Annotated in this window: 15 protein-coding genes; 10 read left to right on the top strand and 5 right to left on the bottom strand. The window is 69.0% G+C overall.

Features of this window, described 5'->3' with window-relative positions; all coding sequences use genetic code 11:
* From FIF60_RS07435 to FIF60_RS07390, 10 genes are all read left to right on the top strand, one after another.
* On the top strand, positions 1–204 hold a 204-nt coding region (locus tag FIF60_RS07435; RefSeq protein ID WP_144185421.1), incomplete at its 5' end, for a hypothetical protein.
* A gap of 63 nt (positions 205–267) precedes the next feature.
* Entirely contained in the window at positions 268–2,775 is a 2,508-nt protein-coding gene (gene ligD, locus FIF60_RS07430; protein WP_144185419.1) for a DNA ligase D, read from the top strand.
* The gene (gene ku, locus FIF60_RS07425; protein WP_144185417.1) at positions 2,775–3,707 is read left to right on the top strand and encodes a non-homologous end joining protein Ku; all 933 of its coding nucleotides are present in this window, start codon (positions 2,775–2,777) and stop codon (positions 3,705–3,707) included. Before ligD ends, ku begins: the two co-directional genes overlap by 1 nt.
* Positions 3,708–3,780: 73 nt before the next feature.
* Positions 3,781–5,385 (top strand): ABC transporter substrate-binding protein, encoded by a 1,605-nt coding sequence (locus tag FIF60_RS07420; protein WP_158639108.1) that lies wholly within the window; start codon positions 3,781–3,783, stop codon positions 5,383–5,385.
* Positions 5,386–5,387: 2 nt separating this feature from the next.
* Positions 5,388–6,437: an ABC transporter permease gene (locus FIF60_RS07415; RefSeq protein WP_144185413.1), complete on the top strand. Its 1,050-nt coding sequence runs from the start codon at positions 5,388–5,390 to the stop codon at positions 6,435–6,437.
* Positions 6,434–7,345 carry a nickel transporter permease gene (nikC, locus tag FIF60_RS07410; RefSeq protein ID WP_144185411.1) on the top strand — a complete coding sequence of 304 codons (912 nt, stop codon included), beginning with the start codon at positions 6,434–6,436 and terminating at the stop codon, positions 7,343–7,345. Before FIF60_RS07415 ends, nikC begins: the two co-directional genes overlap by 4 nt.
* Positions 7,342–8,178, top strand: coding sequence for an ABC transporter ATP-binding protein (locus tag FIF60_RS07405; RefSeq protein WP_144185409.1), 837 nt, complete (start codon positions 7,342–7,344; stop codon positions 8,176–8,178). The genes nikC and FIF60_RS07405 overlap by 4 nt, the downstream gene beginning before the upstream one ends.
* The gene (locus FIF60_RS07400) at positions 8,175–8,963 is read left to right on the top strand and encodes an ABC transporter ATP-binding protein (protein ID WP_144185407.1); all 789 of its coding nucleotides are present in this window, start codon (positions 8,175–8,177) and stop codon (positions 8,961–8,963) included. The genes FIF60_RS07405 and FIF60_RS07400 overlap by 4 nt, the downstream gene beginning before the upstream one ends.
* A gap of 52 nt (positions 8,964–9,015) precedes the next feature.
* A complete protein-coding gene (locus FIF60_RS07395) occupies positions 9,016–9,612 on the top strand; it encodes a TRAP transporter small permease subunit (protein WP_144185405.1) in 597 nt (198 codons plus the stop codon).
* Positions 9,609–10,919: a TRAP transporter large permease gene (locus tag FIF60_RS07390; RefSeq protein WP_144185403.1), complete on the top strand. Its 1,311-nt coding sequence runs from the start codon at positions 9,609–9,611 to the stop codon at positions 10,917–10,919. Before FIF60_RS07395 ends, FIF60_RS07390 begins: the two co-directional genes overlap by 4 nt.
* A gap of 139 nt (positions 10,920–11,058) precedes the next feature.
* On the opposite strand, the gene FIF60_RS07385 is transcribed toward FIF60_RS07390, so the two are convergent.
* The 5 genes from FIF60_RS07385 to FIF60_RS07365 all read right to left on the bottom strand — a co-directional run bounded on the left by FIF60_RS07385 (position 11,059) and on the right by FIF60_RS07365 (position 18,160).
* Positions 11,059–12,108, bottom strand: a complete 1,050-nt coding sequence (locus FIF60_RS07385) for a TRAP transporter substrate-binding protein (RefSeq protein WP_144185401.1) — start codon at positions 12,106–12,108, stop codon at positions 11,059–11,061.
* A gap of 104 nt (positions 12,109–12,212) precedes the next feature.
* Positions 12,213–14,390 (bottom strand): hypothetical protein, encoded by a 2,178-nt coding sequence (locus FIF60_RS07380; protein WP_144185399.1) that lies wholly within the window; start codon positions 14,388–14,390, stop codon positions 12,213–12,215.
* A 146-nt stretch (positions 14,391–14,536) separates the two neighbouring features.
* A complete protein-coding gene (locus tag FIF60_RS07375) occupies positions 14,537–15,457 on the bottom strand; it encodes a dihydrodipicolinate synthase family protein (protein WP_144185397.1) in 921 nt (306 codons plus the stop codon).
* Positions 15,458–15,464: 7 nt separating this feature from the next.
* Positions 15,465–17,204 (bottom strand): IlvD/Edd family dehydratase, encoded by a 1,740-nt coding sequence (locus FIF60_RS07370; RefSeq protein WP_144185395.1) that lies wholly within the window; start codon positions 17,202–17,204, stop codon positions 15,465–15,467.
* Positions 17,201–18,160, bottom strand: a complete 960-nt coding sequence (locus FIF60_RS07365) for an amidohydrolase family protein (RefSeq protein WP_239451533.1) — start codon at positions 18,158–18,160, stop codon at positions 17,201–17,203. The genes FIF60_RS07370 and FIF60_RS07365 overlap by 4 nt, the downstream gene beginning before the upstream one ends.
* Positions 18,161–18,170 lie beyond the last annotated feature (10 nt).

Here is an 18,170-nt window from a genome sequence, read left to right as displayed (position 1 = left end):
GGCGCGGCGACGGGTGCGGCGGCCGGCGCGGGCGTTGGCGCGCTTGCGGGCCCGGCGGGCGTAGTGGTGGGCGGCGTCGTCGGCGGCGCAGCCGGCGCGGTGACCGGTGCGACGACCGATCCGAGCGACGTGAACCTCGGCAGGCCTGTGTGGTCGAACCCCGAGACGCGGCTGAACCCGCCGGACAACAACCCGGTTCGCTGACCGCGCCCGGTGTGGGGCGCCCTCCGCGGCCCCACACACGCGGCGGCGACCACTCGGAGACAGATGATGCGCGCCGCCGAGCGGCGCCCAAGCGGCACCGCGCAGGACACGAGCATCGCCACCTACGCGGCGAAGCGCAGGTTCAGCGAGACGCCCGAGCCGGCCCCGGGACGCAGTTCCGAGGCCGGACGATCGCGTCCCTTGTTCGTCGTGCAGAAGCACCACGCGCGCCGCCTGCACTGGGACTTTCGCCTTCAGCACGGCGACGTTCTGTGGAGCTGGGCGGTGCCGAAGGGCCCGGCGATGACGGCAGGCCTCAAGCGCCTCGCCGTCCGCACCGAAGACCATCCCCTTTCCTATGCGACGTTCGAAGGAACCATTCCGGAGGGGAACTATGGCGCCGGTGTCGTCGAACGGTGGGACGGCGGTCTGTGGGAGCCCGTCGACGACGCCGAAGCGGGGCTCGCACAGGGCGAGCTGAAGTTTCGCCTGTTCGGCGAGCGACTGCAGGGTGGCTTCGTTCTCGTGCGGCTCAAGCCGCGCCCGCGAGAGCGGGGAGAGAACTGGCTGCTCATCAAGGAGCGCGAAGGGGGTGAGCGCAAGGCCAAGACGCCATCGCCGGACGCTGCGCCCGCGCTTCCGCGCGCCGCGCGCCGTGCTGCCTTGCCCTCCCGCCCAAAGCCGCAGCTCGCCACCGCCGTGGAGGTTCCGCCGACGGGGGCGGAGTGGCTGCACGAGATCAAGTTCGACGGATACCGGCTCCTCGCCGTCTCCACCGGTACCGCCACGAGACTGCTGACGCGCTCGGGCCTCGATTGGACAGCGAAGCTCCCCAGGCTCGCCGCCTCCGTCACCGCGCTCGGCCGCAAGCTGGTATTTGACGGCGAGCTTGTGGCGCTCGATGAAAGCGGCCTCAGCCGGTTCGGCACCCTGCAGCAACGCATCGCCGACGGCCGGCCGGAAGGGCTCGCCTACAAGGTGTTCGACCTTCTGCACGTCGATGGACACAGCCTCGCGTCCTGTCGGCTCGATGAAAGGAAGCGGGTGCTGAAGTCGGTGCTGCCTCGCTCCGGGCCGCTGCACTTCTCCGATCATCTCGAGGCCGATGCGGAGGCGGCCCGGCGCGAGGCCTGCGCGCTCGGCCTCGAGGGCATCATCAGCAAGCGCGCCGATGCGCCTTCCACAGCCGGGCGGACGCAGACCTGGCTGAAGCTGAAATGCGTCGGCCGGGACGAGTTCGTTGTGGTCGGGTGGACGCCGCCTGCCGGCTCGCGCGTCGGGCTCGGCGCGCTCCACCTCGCCTACAACGACCCCGAGCGGCGGTTGCGCTACGCGGGCGGCGTCGGCACGGGTTTCGATGACGCAGCGCTGCAGCGCCTCGCCGCGGCGCTTCGCAAGACGCGCGCGACACGCCCCAAGGACCTCGTCGTCGACGGGCCGCAGCCGGAGCAGAAGATCCGGTGGGTCGACCCTCGCCTCGTCGTCGAGATCCGCTACGGTGGATGGACCGAGGCCGGCAGGCTGAGGCATGCCGTGTTCCTTGGAGAGCGCCTCGACAAGGAGACAAGCGAGGTCGTGATGACCCCTCCCGCGACAGCGACAAGCAGGACTGGCGCCCGCACATCCCGCGCCGCCTCACCCGCGGCGAAGCAGCCCAAGGCGGCCGCATCGTCGTTCATCGTTGCGCGCGCGCCGCGTGGCCGCGAGACACGCATCGAAGGCGTGCGCATGACGCACCCGAACCGGGTCCTCTGGCCCGGCATCACCAAGCAGGACCTCGCGAGATACTGGCTCGCCGTCGCCGATCGTGCGTTGCCGGAGCTTGCCGGTCGGCCGCTTGCGATGACGCGGTTTCCGGAAGGCATCGACGGCGAGAGCTTCTTCCAGAAGCACGCCATGCCAGGCCAGCCGCGGCAGATCCGCGCGGCAAAGACGAAGGGCGACCCCTATCTCGCGATAGACGATGCCTCCGGCCTCGTTGCTTGTGCGCAGCTGTCCGCGATCGAACTGCACGCCTGGGGCGCCACCGAGGCAGACCCCGACAGGCCCGACCGCCTGGTGTTCGACCTTGACCCGGGCGAAGGCGTGGCCTTCAAGGAGGTCGTTGCCGCCGCGCAGCACCTGCGCAAGCACCTTGCCGCGCTGAAGCTTGAGCCATTCTGCCGTACGACAGGAGGCAAGGGGCTGCACCTTGTGGTGCCTCTTGCCCCCGACGCCGAGTGGGAGCGGGCCAAGCATTTCGCAAGGATGTTCGCGACGACGCTCGTCGATGCAGAGCCAGAACGCTTCGTCGCGACCGTCTCCAAGGCGAAGCGCAAGGGCCGGATCCTGATCGACTGGCTGCGCAACGGCCGCGGCGCGACGGCGATCGCGAGCTACTCGCCGCGCGGCCGTCCCGGCGCAACCGTCGCCACGCCGCTTGCCTGGCGCGAAGTCACCGCACGGCTCGACCCACAGCGCTTCACGATCGAAACGGTACCGGCTCGGATCGCTGCGCAGCGGAAGGATCCCTGGGCCGGGTTCGAGGCGGCACGAACGAAGCTGCCGAAAGACAGGCGAAGGAGAGGCTGATGGCACCGAGGCCAATCTGGCGGGGCCACCTGCGCCTCGCCCTCGTATCCTGCCCCGTGGCGCTGCTCGCCGCGCGGCACGAGCGCAACAACATCCACTTCAACCTGATCAACCCGGAGACGAACAATCGCGTCCGGATGGTCACGCTCGACGCAGAGACCGGCGAGGAGGTCGAGCGTGGCGAGCTCGTGCGTGGCTACGAGTTCAAGAAGGACCACTACATCCTGATGACGGAGGAGGATTTCGACAGCGCACGCATCGAGAGCTCGAGCACGCTCGCGATCGGCAAGTTCGTTCCGTCCGGGTCGATTGACGCGCTCCACTTCGACACGGCCTACCTCATCGTGCCTGACGGCGACACGGGCGAGGATGTCTATGCCGTGCTTCGGGAGGCGATCGCGCGGTCGGGAACGATCGCCCTGTCGCGCATCGTGCTCTCGCGGCGAGAGAGGACGGTTGCGATCGTCGCCCATGAGCGCGGGCTCGTCCTGCACACGCTGCATGAGGCGGACGACATCGCCGACATCGACGAGGCCTTCTCCGCCGTGCCTGCCGGCAAGCCCGACGCCGCGATGGTGAAGCTCGCGACGGAGCTCATCGAGCGCCAGACGAGCAAGTACGAACCGGCCGACCTCGAGGATCGCTACGAGGCGCGGCTGCGCGAGATCATCGAGGCGAAGATCGAGGGCACCGGCATCGACCCCGATGATCCCGAGCCGGAGGAAAGGGGCAACGTCGTCGACCTCATGGACGCGCTGAAGCGAAGCCTCGCCGGAGCAGGCGGGAAGCCGCAGGCGGGCAAGGCGCCGGTGCGGAAGGCGTCGCCCAACGCCGCCAAGTCCAAGCCCAAGCCGGCCCCGAGGCAGCCGGCCAAGGCGCGGGGCGCGGCCCGCCCGAAGCGTGCGGCGGGAGGCCGCGGCCGAAGCCGGTGAATACCCGGCGTGCTCGTTGACAGCGGTACCGGCATGCCTCCAGAACATGCCGGAAACCCCAAGGAGCATCACGATGTCCCCTCGCCTCGGCAAGCGCGCCCTGATCCTGACGGGCGGTGCCGCCCTCGGTTCCGCCGCCCTGCCCCTGACGCGGGCCGCGGCCCAGACGCCGCGCACGGCACTGGTGATCGCCGCGCAGATCGACGACCTCGTCGCGCTCGACCCGCACCAGTCCTTCGAGGTGACGGGGAGCGACCTTCTCAAGAACGTCTATGACCAGCTTTTCGCGCTCGACCCCACCGCACCGAGCGCCTCGCTCCAGCCCGGGCTCTGCGAAGGCTTCACGGTCTCCGACGACGGCCGCACCTTCACCCTGCGCATTCGCCAGGGCGTCCGCTTCCACTCCGGCAACACGCTGACGGCCGATGACGTCGTCTTCTCGCTCCGCCGGCCGCTTCTGATCAACCGCACGCCTGCCTTCATGTACCGAAGTGTCGGCCTGACACGGGAGAACGCCGAAGCGACGATCCGCAAGAGCGGCGATTTCGAGGTGCAGGTCACCTTCGACAAGGCCTATGCGCCGACGCTGATCCAGAACCTCTTCACCGCGACCATCGCCTCGGTCGTCGACCAGAAGCTCGTGCAGCAGAATGCCGGCGAGGATCTGGGCAATGCCTGGCTGAATCGCAACAGCGCCGCCTCCGGCGCGTTCCGGCTGACGCGCTACCAGCCGAACGAGAGCTACATGCTCGAACGGAACGACGCTTGGTGGCGCGGCCGCGCGGTGATGCAGCGCGTGATCGTCCGCCACGTTCCGGAAGCGGCGACGCAGCGGCTGCTGCTCGAGCGGGGCGACGTCGATGTCGCGCGCAACCTCACCCCCACCGATATCGCAGCGCTGCGGGGCCGGTCGGGCATCACCATCGGCGAGTTCCCGCGCGGCACGATCCAGTATGTCTGCGCCAACATGAGCGACCCCACGCTCTCGAACCCGAAGGTGATCGAGGCGCTCAAGTCCTTGATCGACTACGACGCGATCGCCAACAACCTGCTTCCCGGCCAGGTTTTCCCGCACCAGACCTTCATCCCCCGCGCCATCCTCGGCGAGCTCGACAGCCGCCCCTACCGCTTCGACCCCGAGCGCGCGAAGCGGCTGCTCGCGGAAGCCGGGCACGCGAACGGGATCTCGCTCACGATCGACACCGCGAACTCCTTCCCCTCGCTCGACTGCGCCCAGGCGATGCAGGCGAGCTTCGCGCAAGGCGGCGTGCGGCTCGAGGTGCTGCCGGCAACGGGCGCGCAGGTGCTCGCGAAATACCGCGCGCGCAACCACCAGCTCTTCATCGGAATCTGGGGCCTGGGCTACCCCGATCCGCACTACAACGCCGACAGCTTCACGAGCAACCCGCCTGGCCAAGCGAACCCGGGCAAGCTCGCCTGGCGCAACGCGTGGGACATCCCCGGGCTGACGCAGCAGACCGATGCCGCGATGCTCGAGCGTGACGGCAATGCGCGCGCGGCCCTCTACCGGCGCATCCAGGAGGAGTTCCTGGGCTCCTCGCCGTTCCTCGTCTTCGCGCAGCAGCAGGTGCAGGTGGCGGCGCGCGCCAACCTCAGCGGCTACATGGCGAGCTCTCCGGGACTTTCGGCAATCTACTGGCTGGCCGCGAAAACCTAGCGATGGCGCTCGCCGCCGGCGGGCTGGGAGACGGCCGCGCAGCCCGCGGAGCCTCCCGCCTCGCGTCCTTCGCCCTGCAGGTCACGCTGACGCTTCTCGGCCTGCTCGCGGTCACCTTCTTCATCGGCCGCGTCGTGCCGATCGACCCCGTTCTCGCGGTGGTCGGGGACCAGGCGCCCCGCGACGTCTACGAGGCGGTGCGGCGCGAGCTCGGGCTCGACCAGCCGCTCTGGACGCAGTTCGCGATCTATGTCGGCCAGGTCCTGCGCGGCGATTTCGGAACCTCCCTCGTCACCAACCGGCCGGTGACGGAGGATATCGCACGCGTCTTTCCCGCAACGCTCGAGCTCGCGACGCTCGCAACCATCATCGGCGTCGCGCTCGGCGTTCCGATGGGCATCGCCGGTGCGGTCTGGCAGGACCGCTGGCCGGACCAGATCGTTCGCGTCATCGGGCTCGTCGGCTATTCGGTGCCGATCTTCTGGCTCGGCATCGTCGGCCTCCTGGTGTTCTACGGAATCCTCGGCTGGGTTGAGGGGCCTGGGCGGCTCGGCGTGTTCTTCGAGGGCATCGTCGACGACGTCACCGGCGTGATCCTGATCGATTCGGCGCTCGCGGGAGAATGGGAGGTGTTCCGCAACGCGCTTGGCCACGTGATCCTGCCCTCCGCCGTGCTCGGGTATTTCTCCGTCGCCTATATCGCGCGCATGACGCGCTCCTTCATGCTCGAGCAGCTGTCGCAGGAATACGTGGTGACCGCGCGCGCCAAGGGCATGTCGGAGGCGCGCGTCGTGTGGGTGCATGCGATGCGCAACATCGCCGTGCAGCTCGTCACCGTGATCGCGCTTTCCTACGCCCGGCTGCTCGAAGGCGCGGTGCTGACCGAAACGGTCTTCGCCTGGCCTGGCCTCGGCCGCTACCTGACGACGGCGCTTCTCGCCGCGGACATGAACGCCGTGCTCGGCGGCACGATCGTTGTCGGGCTCGTCTTCGTCGGCATCAACCTTCTGTCTGACCTTCTCTACAAGCTGCTCGACCCGAGGGCGCGATGAGCGGCGTGGTGGGCTGGCGCGCGCGGCTTCTCTCCGACACGCCTGCCTCGGGGCGGGAGGCCGCGCTTGGCCGCCTCTATCGCGGCTGGCTTCAGTTCAAGGCCAACCGCCTCGCGCTGGTCGGGCTGGTCATTGTGCTCGGCCTCGTTGTGGTCGCGCTGCTCGCGCCTTGGCTGGTCACGCACGATCCCTATCGGCAGAACCTCGCGCAGAGGCTTCTGCCTCCCGGCGCGATGGGCCATCTCCTCGGCACCGACGAGTTCGGACGCGACATCCTCTCGCGCGTCATCATCGGCGCGCGCGTCACCCTCTACATCGTCGCGCTTGTCGCGCTCATCGCCGCGCCGATCGGCCTCATCGTCGGCACGGCAGCGGGCTATCTCGGCGGCGCGGTCGATGCCGTGCTGATGCGCCTGACCGATGTGTTCCTCGCCTTCCCGAGTCTCATCCTCGCGCTCGCCTTCGTCGCCGCGCTCGGGCCCGGGATCGAGAACGCGGTGATCGCGATCGCGCTGACCTCCTGGCCGCCCTATGCGCGGATCGCGCGCGCAGAGACGCTCACCGTCCGCAAGAGCGACTTCATCGCCGCCGCCCAGATCCAGGGTGCGGGCACCGCGCGCATCCTGTTCCGGCACGTGATGCCGCTCTGCATCTCCTCGCTCACCGTGCGCGTCACGCTCGACATGGCCGGCATCATCCTCACCGCCGCGGGCCTGGGCTTCCTCGGCCTCGGTGCGCAGCCACCCATGGCCGAATGGGGCGCGATGGTCTCGGCCGGGCGCCGCTACATCCTCGACCAGTGGTGGGTCGCCACCATCCCGGGCCTTGCGATCTTCGTCGTCTCGCTTGCCTTCAACCTGCTCGGCGATGGGCTGCGCGACGTGCTCGACCCGAGGCAGGCGCGATGACCCCGCTTCTCGAGATCGAGGACCTGCGCGTCTCCTTCCCCACCCCGACAGGGCCGTTCGACGCGGTGCGCGGCGTGTCATTCAGCCTCGGCCGTGAACGTCTCGGAATCGTCGGGGAAAGCGGCTCGGGCAAGTCGCTCACCGGCCGGTCGATCCTGCGGCTGCTTCCGGCGAACGCTGCGCTCTCCGCCCGCCGCCTCACCTTCGACGGCACCGACCTCCTGTCGGCGCCGACGCGCACGCTTCGTGCGCTTCGAGGCAGCCGGATCGGGCTCGTGCTGCAGGACCCGAAATACTCCCTCAATCCGGTCATGCGCGTCGGCGAGCAGATCGCAGAGGCAGCCCGCATCCATGGCGGCGTCTCGGCCGCAGAGGCACGGCGGCGGGCGCTCGCGATGCTCGAGGCGGTGCGCATCCGCGACCCGGAGCGCGTGTTCGGCCTCTATCCGCACGAGGTCTCGGGCGGGATGGGCCAGCGCATCATGATCGCGATGATGCTCGTGCCCGAGCCCGACCTCCTGATCGCGGACGAGCCGACCTCAGCGCTCGACGTGACGGTGCAGATGCAGGTCCTCGCGATCCTCGACGATCTCGTGGCCCGCCGCGGCATGGGGCTGATCTTCATCAGCCACGATCTCGATCTCGTCTCGAGCTTCTGCGACCGCGTGCTGGTGATGTATGCCGGGCGCGTCGTCGAGGAGCGCAACGCGCGCGACCTCGCCGGCGCGACGCACCCCTACACGCGCGGCCTGCTGCAGAGCCTGCCGCGCATCGACGATGAGCGCGCCGAGCTGCCGACCCTCTCGCGCGATCCCGCCTGGCGCGACGGATGAGCGGCGACGGTTCCGTCACGGTGCGCGACCTCTCCGTCCGGTTCGGTCGGGGATCGCAGGCGGTGCACGCGGTGCGCGGCGTGTCCTTCTCTGTGGCGCCCGGCGAGAGCTTCGGGCTTGTTGGGGAAAGCGGCTCGGGCAAGTCGACCGTCCTGCGCGTGCTCGCGGGGCTGAACCAGGACTGGCAAGGAACCGCGACCATCTCCGGCCTCGACGTCGCCTCCGGCGACCGGCGGCTGCCGCGGATCGCGCAGATGGTGTTCCAGGACCCCTACGCCTCGCTGCATCCACGCCACACGGTTGACCGCACGCTCGCCGAGCCGCTCGCAATCCATGGGATCGGCGATGCGTCGCGGCGGGTGGAGCAGGCGCTGATGGCAGTCGGGCTCGGGCCCGGCTTCCGGTTCCGCTATCCGAACCAGCTCTCGGGCGGCCAGCGCCAGCGCGTGGCGATCGCGCGCGCCCTGATGCTCGAACCCTCTGTGCTGCTGCTCGACGAGCCGACCTCGGCGCTGGATGTCAGCGTGCAGGCCGAGATCCTCAACCTGCTCCATCGCCTGAGGCGCGAGCGGGGGCTGACGATGCTCCTCGTCAGCCACAACCTCGCGGTGATCGCCCATATGTGCGACAGGCTGGCGGTGATGAACCGCGGCGCGATCGTCGAGGAGATGGCGGTGGCCGCACTGCGCCGCGGAGAGCCGCGCGAGGCGTATACGCGGCAGCTGCTGCTCGCGAGCCTTGGCTATGACCGTGCCGTCGCGGCCTCGATGGTGTCCTACGACTGATCCCGCGAGCCGTGGCATCGATGTTGCTGGGCCGGATGCGGAGAATGGTTCGATGACGACATCCGACAATCCGCTTTCGCGGCGCGTCTCGCCTGTGACACGTGTGTTTGCGCTCGTCTGTGGTGCCTGGCTGCTCGGCTACAGCCTGCTCGTCTGCGCAGACATCGTGGCGCGGCGCTATCTCGGCGTGTCGTTGCAGGGGACGGACGAGATCGGCGGCTACACCTGCGCCGCCCTTGCCGCGTTCGGCTTCGCTCATGCGCTCGCCACGCGCCGCCACACGCGCATCGAGCTGTTCCTGCAGGCGTTGCCCGGTCCGCTCCGCGCGCTCGCCAATGCCGGCGCGGCGCTCGGCATGGCAGCGCTTGCAGCCTTCGCGGCCTGGCGCGGCTGGCACGAGCTCGCCGACAGCATCGACTTCATGTCGGTCTCCAACAGCCCGCTCCAGGTTCCGCTCTGGATTCCCCAGGGCGCGTGGATGGCTGGGCTCGCCCTCTTCGCCGCGGTCGCTGCGCTGCTCGCGCTTCACGCGCTCCTGCTTCTCCTGTCGGGTTCGTTCGCCAAAGTGAACCGGTGGTACGGGCCGCCGACCGTTGCAGAGGAAATCGCCGCGGAAACGGGCAGGACGCTGCCCACGCGCGCGCCATGACCGGGTTCGGCATCAGCGAGGCCGCGGTCGGCTTCGCGATCATGCTCGGCCTGCTCGCCGCCGGCGTGCATGTCGCCGTCGCCATGGCGCTCGTTGGGCTCCTCGGCGCCGGGCTCTATCTCGGCTGGCCCTCGATCAACGCCTTCGGCATCCAGCTCTGGGGCGCGACGGACAGCTTCACCCTTCTCGCCGTCCCGCTGTTCGTGCTGATGGGCGAGTTGCTGGTGAAGGGCGGCGTGACGGAGCGGATGTACCGCGCCCTCGCCGTCTGGCTCGGGCCTCTGCCGGGAGGGCTTCTGCACACCAATATCGGCGCCTCTGCCCTATTCGCCGCCGTGTCCGGCTCCTCGGTCGCGACGGCGGCGACGATCGGCACCGTCGCCCTGCCCGCCTTCGCTGACCGGCGCTACGACCAGCGCCTCGTGCTCGGAACCATTGCCGGCGGCGCGACGCTCGGCATCCTCATCCCGCCGTCGATCAACATGATTATCTACGGCGCGATGACGAACACCTCCGTCGGACGCCTCTATGCCGCGGGGGTGGTTCCCGGCCTCGTGCTGACGGGGCTGTTCATGGCCGTCACCGCCGCCCTCTGCATCCTCCGCCCCGCCTTGGCAGGCGGGCGGGAAGCGACACGGCCGCTCGGCGAGAGGCTTCGCGCCCTGGCCGACCTCGCCCCGCCCGTCGCGCTCTTCGTCGTCGTCATGGGCAGCATCTATGCCGGCTGGGCGACGCCGACCGAAAGCGCGGCCGTCGGCGTGATCGCCGCCCTCTGCCTCGCGCTCGCCTATCGTCGCCTCACCCTCTCCGCGCTGCTCGACTGCTTCGAGACGACGGTAACGGTGACCTCGATGATCCTTCTCATCGTCGCCGCGGCCTTCTACCTCAACTTCGTCCTCGGCATCCTCGGCGTGCCGCAGGCGCTGACGAGCTTCGTCACCTCCCTCGGCCTCGGGCAGACCGAGTTCCTCTTCGCCCTGTTCGCGTTCTACCTGGTGCTCGGCTGCTTCCTCGAGACGCTCTCAATGATGGTCGGCACCATCCCGATCGTGTTCCCGATCGTCTCGGCCTACGGCATCGATCCGGTGTGGTTCGGCATCTTCCTCGTGATGATGTGCGAGCTCGCGCTCATCACCCCTCCGGTCGGGATGAACCTCTACGTCGTCCAGGGCGTGCGCAGCGGCGGGTCGATCAAGAACGTCATCGTCGGAACGCTTCCGTTCCTCGCCATGCTCGTCGCACTCACGCTCGCCCTGATCGCCTTTCCGGGCATCGCCCTTTGGCTGCCGAACCGGGCGTTCAACTGATCTTCTGCCGCGGTTGCCGTGCCGCTTCGTTGAGCAGGCTGCCCAGCTCCTCGCCAAGGCCGCGAAATCAAGGGGCGGCAGGCCTGCTGACCTGCCGCCCGACTGAGGCGCGCCGAACCGGAGCGAGAAGCGGACCGCGTCAGTTGATCGTGAAGCCGCGCGCGGCGCCCACCGTGCTGTTCCACACCTGGGTGCACTGGTTCCAGACGCGGTTGCAGGTGTCACGCCAGCTCGGCAGGATGACCGCGCTGACGGCCGCGTTCACCTTCTGCTGGTCGGCCGCGCTCACGGTGACGAGCGTGTTGGTGAAGCGCTTGTGGTCGCGGCAGTCCCCGCCCGTCGAGCAGGAGAGCGCATCGCCGTTCGCGTTGGCAGCAAGCTCCCACATCTGGTCTTCCATCCGCTTGAACTCACGGGTGAGCGCGGCCTGCTGCTCGGGGCTGAACCGCCGCCAGGCGGCGAGCGTGATGAAGTGCCCCTGCACCGAGCCGGATAGGCCGAGCGGCAGGATATGCGTCGTCACTTCCGGCCAGTTGCCTGTGTTGCCCGAGGTGGCCGAGGTAATCGCGCAGGTCGCTACGCCACGCTGCAGCGCGGAGTAGACCTCGGAGAACTGGAGCGTCACCGGCGTCGCGCCGAGATGCTGCAGCAGGGCCGACATGGTTGGCGTGAAGGAGCGGACCTTCTGCCCGCGCAGGTCATCGACCGAGCGGATGGGCGCGGCGCAGTAGATGATCTGCGGCCCGAACGGCCAGAGCGTGACCACCTTCGCGCCAAAACGCTCCTGGAGCCGCCGGTCGAACGCCTCGCGATACGCGTCGACCGCCTTGCGCAGGTCGTCCATGTTCGTCGAGACGCCGATGAGGTCGAGCCCCTCGAAGAACGGATCGTCGCGCGCGACCATGCCGATCTGGACGCTCATGACGTCGAACGCGCCGGAGCGGAGGTGGCGCAACGCGTCCGCCGCCTGGATGCCGAGCACGTCCATCGGGTTGTAGGTGACGGCGAGCGGCACGCCGGAGGCCGCAGAGAGCCCCGTGAAGAACGGCCGCTCGATACCGTCGACATGCTTCACGTTCTGGCTGAAATTGCCTGTCACGCGAAGCGGGATCGGCGCCTGGGCGAAGGACGGCGAAGCGACCGCGGTTGCAGCCGCAAGCGCCAGGAACGTTCGGAACGGCGTCAGCATGGCTCCCCCATGACACTGGTTTCGCTGCCGACAGCGTAGCAATCACCGTGCCGCCGCCACAGGCGAACTCGTGGGGCCGGCGCGGCGGCCGGCCCCACGATGGATCAGGTATTCACGACGGCAACCGGCAGGGACGGGACGATATGGACCCAGACCGGATCGTAGAACCAGTCGGCCTCGAACCCGCCATCGCCACCAGAGGGATTGAAGGCGCGGGTGGCGACATCGAGCGAGAACGAGAACGCTCCCTGCACGGGCACAGGAACCGGCGGTGACCCGCGGAGCTCCGTTCCGGCCAGGCGGAACACCGCCGTGCGCACCACCGCGTTGTCGAGCGGCGTGGTGTGCCAGCGTTCGGCCGTATCCTCCGCCGAAACGAGCACGGGCGCGGTGCCGGAACCGCACCCGCCGCCGCGAAGGAACGCGGAGCGGAGATGCGTCGCCGAGGCCATCCACCCGACCTCGATCTCGATATCGGCGCCGGCCGGGCGCCGGATCACGGGGCAGACGAGTTCCATCGGCGGGCTCCAGGCGCCGCCGATCGTCCGCCAGCGCAGCGACAGGAACTGCGCGCTCGGCGCACTGTTGTCGATGCGGAACCCCACGGGGCTTGCCGTCTGCAGCACCGCCTTGGCGGCGTCGCCCGTCTGCAGCGTCACCTCGTAGAGCCCGTTGGCGAAGCCGGTCGTCGGCCAGTTGAGCAGAAGCCGCGCGGGATGCCAGCCATCTGCCACGCGGCGGATGGGATACCAGCCGGCTGCATCGGCCGCCTGCCATACCGTCTGCAGAGCCCCGCCGACAATGCGATGGAGCGGCCAGGTGAGCCCCGTGAACGGCACCTGCGGCCCACCATTCTGGCGATAGAGCAGCCGGTAGTTCTCGACGTTGGCGAGCTCGATGCACCCGTAGAGCTGCAGCGTGCGGCAATAGGGCGCATCGCCCGGCTCCTGCGGCACGTCGCCCGGCCGCAACGGATCGAGGCCAGAATTGCGTGGCCGGTTCGGACGCTTGGCATATCCCGTCACCGCATCGTGGTAGGGCGTGGCGGGCGCCGCCGGGTCGAGCACAGGCATCAGCCCGGCGAAGGTGACGGCCGGCACGTTGCCGCAGACGATGTCCGGCGCATCGCACGACACGCCCGCGACGGCGATGGAACTCGCCTCCAGCGTCACGTCGGGGATCGCGCCGGCGTTCCACCGCACATCGAAGAACCCCTCGCTGTAGATCACCTCCTCCGAGCCGTCATTGTCGACATCCTGCGTCACGCGGAAGGTGATGTCGGGCACGTCGATGACAGGAACCCATTCCGGCAGCAGCACGGTATGGCACCGGCGGAACGGCCCGATCCAGCGATCAGGCCGGAACTGCTTGATCAGCTCGTCGGAGAGACCGAGCGTCGCCGGTGGCCTGAACGACGCCGACCGCAACGCCTTCGCCTCCTCGTGCGGATCGCCCGACGCCTGCGGCATCGGCGGGGCGGCATTGACACGCATTGCCGAGAGCGACTGGGTGATCTTCGCAATGGGTGCGCCGGCCGTCTTCGCCCGCTCGGCCTGTGCGAGCAGCTCGGCTGTTTCCCGCCCGAGAAGCTGCTCGGCACGGCGCATGGCGAACCCGCCATCGCGCAGGAGCGGTGGCGGATCGGGGATCGGCCCGGGAATGCGCTCGGGGATCCGTTCCGGCGGGCGTATGCCAGAGAGATCGTCGAGCAGGTCGGCGAGAGATGGCCGCTCGAAGATCACGTCGAAGCAGACCCGCTGGGCGCGCCAGCGCAAAAGCCAGTCGATGTCGAAGCGCGGAACCCAGACGCAGAAGCGACCGCAGGCATCGGTCTTGACGGTCGCGATCACCTCGCGCCTGCACCGCAGCGGAAAGTACCAGCCCCAGGGAAATCCTTTCGGGAACCATCCGAGCAGCGAGCAGTCGGTGTCTTCGACATGGACGGTGGCGAACGGAACGGGAAGCATCGTGCCGTCCGGCCCGCGCTTGACGACGCGGCCGCACACGCGCCGGAACAGGAGAAGCTGCGAGTCGAGCCGGAAGCGCAACGCATCGGAGAGCTCAGCGAGGGGGCGCTTGATCAGCTCCTTCGCAGGGACACCCGAAAGCCTGGCGAGCCGCGTCGCGGCGATCTCGCCCAGGGGAACCTTGTCCGGATCCACTGACTTGGTGACGGCCGGAATCCGCTCGAGCGCGGGATTGGCGTTGGACAGCGTGGCGGTGGGCGGCCTGGTCGTGGCAGCGGTCGCGCCTATTGCAGGCGTCGTCGGCTTGCGCGCCATGGTGTTCTCCCTTCGTTGGTCGTGTCGTTCCCGGAAGACACGCCAGAAGGTAGCACCGCACGCAACCGACGCGAGTGACACAGATCATTGAGGTCAAGAAAAGAACCGGAACCCACTACTCATGCCGCGGCGCAGCACGCCGCCCATCAGCGGCCCCAGCGAAGCACCAGCGGGTCGAGCCGCCGCGCGGCATCGAGCAGCCCGGCCCTCACCTCCGGCGTCAGCGGCGCGAGCGGGTGGCGGGGTGCGTCGCAGGCGATCACGCCGCCCTCCTTCATCAGCGCCTTGGCCGCGAGAAGCCCGCACTGGCGGTTCTCGACATTGATCAGGGGCAGCCAGCGCGCATAGGCGGCGACCGCTCCCTCGCGGTCTCCGGCGTGGAACGGGTCGAAGATCGTGCGCATTCCGTCGGGGAAGCCGCCGCCGGTCATCGAGCCGGTCGCGCCCGCATCGAGATCGGCGAGCAGGGTGATGCCTTCCTCGCCGTCCCACGGCCCCTCGATCGCCTCGCCGCCGAGGCGGATCAGGTCGCGCAGCTTCGTCGCCGCGCCACGCACCTCGATCTTGAAGTAGGCTACCTGCGCGATCTCGCGCGCCATCTGGGCCAGGAAGGGCGCGGGCAGAGGCGTGCCGGCAACAGGCGCGTCCTGGATCATGATGGGGATCGAGATCGCATCCGACACGGTCTGGAAGAAGCCGCGGATGGCGCTCTCGCCTGCGCGGATCGTCGCGCCATGATAGGGCGGCATCACCATGACCATCGCCGCCCCCTCGCCCTCGGCGCGGCGGCTTCGCTCGGCGCAGACGCGGGAGGAGAAGTGCGTCGTCGTCACGATCACCGGAACGCGGCCGGCGACGTGCTTCATAATCGCGCGCGTCAGCACCTCGCGCTCCTCATCCGACAGCACGAACTGCTCGGAGAAGTTGGCGAGGATGGCAAGCCCGTTCGAGCCTGCATCGATCATGAAGTCGACCGCGCGCATCTGGCTTTCGAGGTCAAGCGCGCCATTGTCGGTGAAGGTGGTGGGAACGACGGGGAAGATGCCCGTGTAGCGTCGTGACGGCATTGGTGCCTCAGTGGTTGTCGCGCGCGACGGGCGCGCCGGAGGAGCCCTGCAGGAAGTCGAAATCCGCGCCCTTGTCGGCCTGCAGGACATGGTCGATGTAGAGCTTCGTATAGCCGCGGGAGGCTGCCTCGGGCGGCGGCACCCAGGCGGCGCGGCGCGAAGCGAGCTCGGCCTCCTCGACGTGCAGATGCAGCGACCGCGCGGGCACGTCGAGCGTGATCAGGTCGCCGTTCCTGACGAGCGCGAGCGGCCCGCCCGCCGCCGCCTCCGGCACGACGTGCAGCACGACGGTGCCATAGGCCGTTCCCGACATGCGCGCATCGGAGATGCGGATCATGTCCTTCACGCCGGCGCGCAGAAGCTTCGGCGGAAGCGGCATGTTGCCGACCTCAGCCATGCCCGGATACCCCTTCGGCCCGCAATTCTTCAGCACCATGACGTTGTCGGCGTCGATGTCGAGCGCCTCGTCGTTGATGCGCTCGTGCAGGTCCTCGATGCTCTCGAACACGACAGCCCGGCCGGTGTGCTTCATCAGGTGCGGCGAGGCAGCCGACGGCTTGATGACCGCGCCGCCCGGGCAGAGATTGCCGCGGAGGATCGCGATGCCCGCCTCGGGCTTGAAGGGCGCGTCGTAGGTGCGGATGACATCCCGGTTGTAGCACTCGGCCTTCGCCACGTTCTCCGCGATCGTGCGGCCGTTCGCCGTCATCGCATCGCCGTGGATCAACCCGCGCTCGACGAGCTCGCGCAGCACCACCGGCAATCCACCGGCGTAGTAGAAATCCTCCATCAGGTGCTCGCCCGATGGGCGGAGATTGACGAGGCAGTGCACGCCGCTCGCCAGCTTGTCGAAATCCTCGAGCGTGAGCTCGACGCCGATGCGCCCGGCGATGGCGAGGAGGTGCACCACGGCATTGGTGCTGCCGCCGATCGCAGCCAGCGTGCGGATCGCATTCTCGATCGCCTTCCGCGTGAGGATCGAGGAGAGGCGGATATCGTCCTTCACCATCTGGACGATGCGCCGGCCTGCGAGGCGCGCGAGCTCGTTCCTGCGCGCGTCAGCCGCCGGGATCGCGGCGTTCTGCGGCAGGCCGATACCGAGCGCCTCGACCATCGAGGCCATGGTGGAGGCCGTGCCCATGGTCATGCAGTGCCCAGCCGACCGCGACATCGCCCCCTCGGCCTCGTAGAACTCCTCGAGCGTGATCTCGCCGGCCCGGAGCTGCTCGCTCATCGAGATCGTGTTGGTGCCCGAGCCGATCTTCTGGCCGCGATACCACCCGTTCAGCATCGGGCCGCCGGAGACGCCGATCGTCGGCAGGTCGACGCTCGAGGCGCCCATAAGGAGCGCGGGCGTGGTCTTGTCGCAGCCCATCAGCAGCACCACGCCGTCGAGCGGGTTTGCGCGAAGCGCCTCCTCCACATCCATCGAGGCGAGGTTGCGGTAGAGCATCGCGGTCGGGCGAAGCTGGGTCTCGCCGAGCGAGAACACCGGGAACTCGAGCGGGTAGCCGCCGGCCTCGAGGATGCCGTGGCGCACATGCTCGGCGATCACCCGGAAATGCCCGTTGCAGGGCGTGAGCTCCGACCAGGTGTTGCAGATGCCGATGACGGGGCGGCCGTCGAATTGGTCATTCGGCAGGCCGCGGTTACGCAGCCAGGAGCGATAGTAGAAGCCCATCTTGTCGTTGCGCGCGAACCAGGCTCGGCTGCGCAGCGTTCCCTTCGGCGGCGTGTGGTCGCTCACGGTCGTGTCTCTCCTCTGGGCCTCGCCGCCTCCGCCGCGAGCGGCAGGGCGAGGCGGTAGATCCTGATGGCGTTGTCGTGGAACAGGGCGAGCCTGTCGGCGACCGGCAGGTCGGCCGTCGCCTCCTTGAACCCGCGATAGATCGTGTCGAAGGTGCCGCACAGGCCGTCGACCGGGAAGTTGGAGGCGAAGAGGCAGCGCCTCGCGCCGAATATCCCGATCGTCTCGCGGATGATCGCGCGGTTGTCCTCGATGCGCCAAGGCCGGCCGCGAAGCCCGAGGCCCGAGATCTTCACGCTCGCCTGCGTTGCCGAGGCGAAACGGCGCATCGCCGCGCGCCAGCCGGCGAGCCCTTCGTCGCTTCGGTCAGCCGGAAGGCCGGTGTGGTTCAGCACGACGGGCACGTCGGGGTGGGCTTCGATCAGCGCGAGCGCCTCGTCGAGATGCCACCAGGGCGTCTGCAGCTCGAAATGCAGGTCGCGCTTCGCCAGCAGTGCATAGCCTCGCCGCCAACGCGGGTCTCCCATGCTTCCCGCCGCACCACGCTCGACCCTGTCAGGAGTTGGCGCTGCGCGCGGCTTGTGGCGCACGGCCCGGACGAGCGGGATCGCCGCGCTCGCCGCGAGCACCGCCTCGACGTCGTCACGGTCGAGCCAGGCCTGTGCGACATGCGCCGCCGGCCGGCCGGTGCGCGCCGCGAGGTCGGCCATCCAGCGGCCCTCGCCCAGCGCGTCGGCGGGGTCCCATTCGCCTTCCATCGTCACCGTCGCCACCACGCGGTGACCGGAGGCCACGGCATCGTATTCGGGGGGCAGGAAGTTCCGGCCACGCAGTGCCGAATAGTCGCCGTAGCGGAACGGAATGGGCGGCTCGTCGCGGAGCCACGGGTGCGGGTTATGTTGGAGGTCCCAGAAATGGTGATGCGCGTCGATGATCGGCAGCTCGTCGTCGCGCATCACCGTCATC

It is taken from the genome of Elioraea rosea (assembly GCF_007644105.1).
GTDB classification, from domain to species: domain Bacteria; phylum Pseudomonadota; class Alphaproteobacteria; order Acetobacterales; family Acetobacteraceae; genus Elioraea_A; species Elioraea_A rosea.
This window is presented reverse-complemented; position numbering and strand designations above follow the sequence as displayed.

Excerpts from the sequence above, each read along its gene's own strand:
- ligD (WP_144185419.1), top strand. The coding sequence starts at position 268 with ATGATGCGCGCCGCCGAGCGGCGCCCAAGCGGCACCGCGCAGGACACG.
- ku (WP_144185417.1), top strand. The coding sequence starts at position 2,775 with ATGGCACCGAGGCCAATCTGGCGGGGCCACCTGCGCCTCGCCCTCGTA.
- FIF60_RS07420 (WP_158639108.1), top strand. The coding sequence starts at position 3,781 with ATGTCCCCTCGCCTCGGCAAGCGCGCCCTGATCCTGACGGGCGGTGCC.
- FIF60_RS07415 (WP_144185413.1), top strand. The coding sequence starts at position 5,388 with ATGGCGCTCGCCGCCGGCGGGCTGGGAGACGGCCGCGCAGCCCGCGGA.
- nikC (WP_144185411.1), top strand. The coding sequence starts at position 6,434 with ATGAGCGGCGTGGTGGGCTGGCGCGCGCGGCTTCTCTCCGACACGCCT.
- FIF60_RS07405 (WP_144185409.1), top strand. The coding sequence starts at position 7,342 with ATGACCCCGCTTCTCGAGATCGAGGACCTGCGCGTCTCCTTCCCCACC.
- FIF60_RS07400 (WP_144185407.1), top strand. The coding sequence starts at position 8,175 with ATGAGCGGCGACGGTTCCGTCACGGTGCGCGACCTCTCCGTCCGGTTC.
- FIF60_RS07395 (WP_144185405.1), top strand. The coding sequence starts at position 9,016 with ATGACGACATCCGACAATCCGCTTTCGCGGCGCGTCTCGCCTGTGACA.
- FIF60_RS07390 (WP_144185403.1), top strand. The coding sequence starts at position 9,609 with ATGACCGGGTTCGGCATCAGCGAGGCCGCGGTCGGCTTCGCGATCATG.
- FIF60_RS07385 (WP_144185401.1), bottom strand. The coding sequence starts at position 12,108 with ATGCTGACGCCGTTCCGAACGTTCCTGGCGCTTGCGGCTGCAACCGCG.
- FIF60_RS07380 (WP_144185399.1), bottom strand. The coding sequence starts at position 14,390 with ATGGCGCGCAAGCCGACGACGCCTGCAATAGGCGCGACCGCTGCCACG.
- FIF60_RS07375 (WP_144185397.1), bottom strand. The coding sequence starts at position 15,457 with ATGCCGTCACGACGCTACACGGGCATCTTCCCCGTCGTTCCCACCACC.
- FIF60_RS07365 (WP_239451533.1), bottom strand. The coding sequence starts at position 18,160 with ATGCGCGACGACGAGCTGCCGATCATCGACGCGCATCACCATTTCTGG.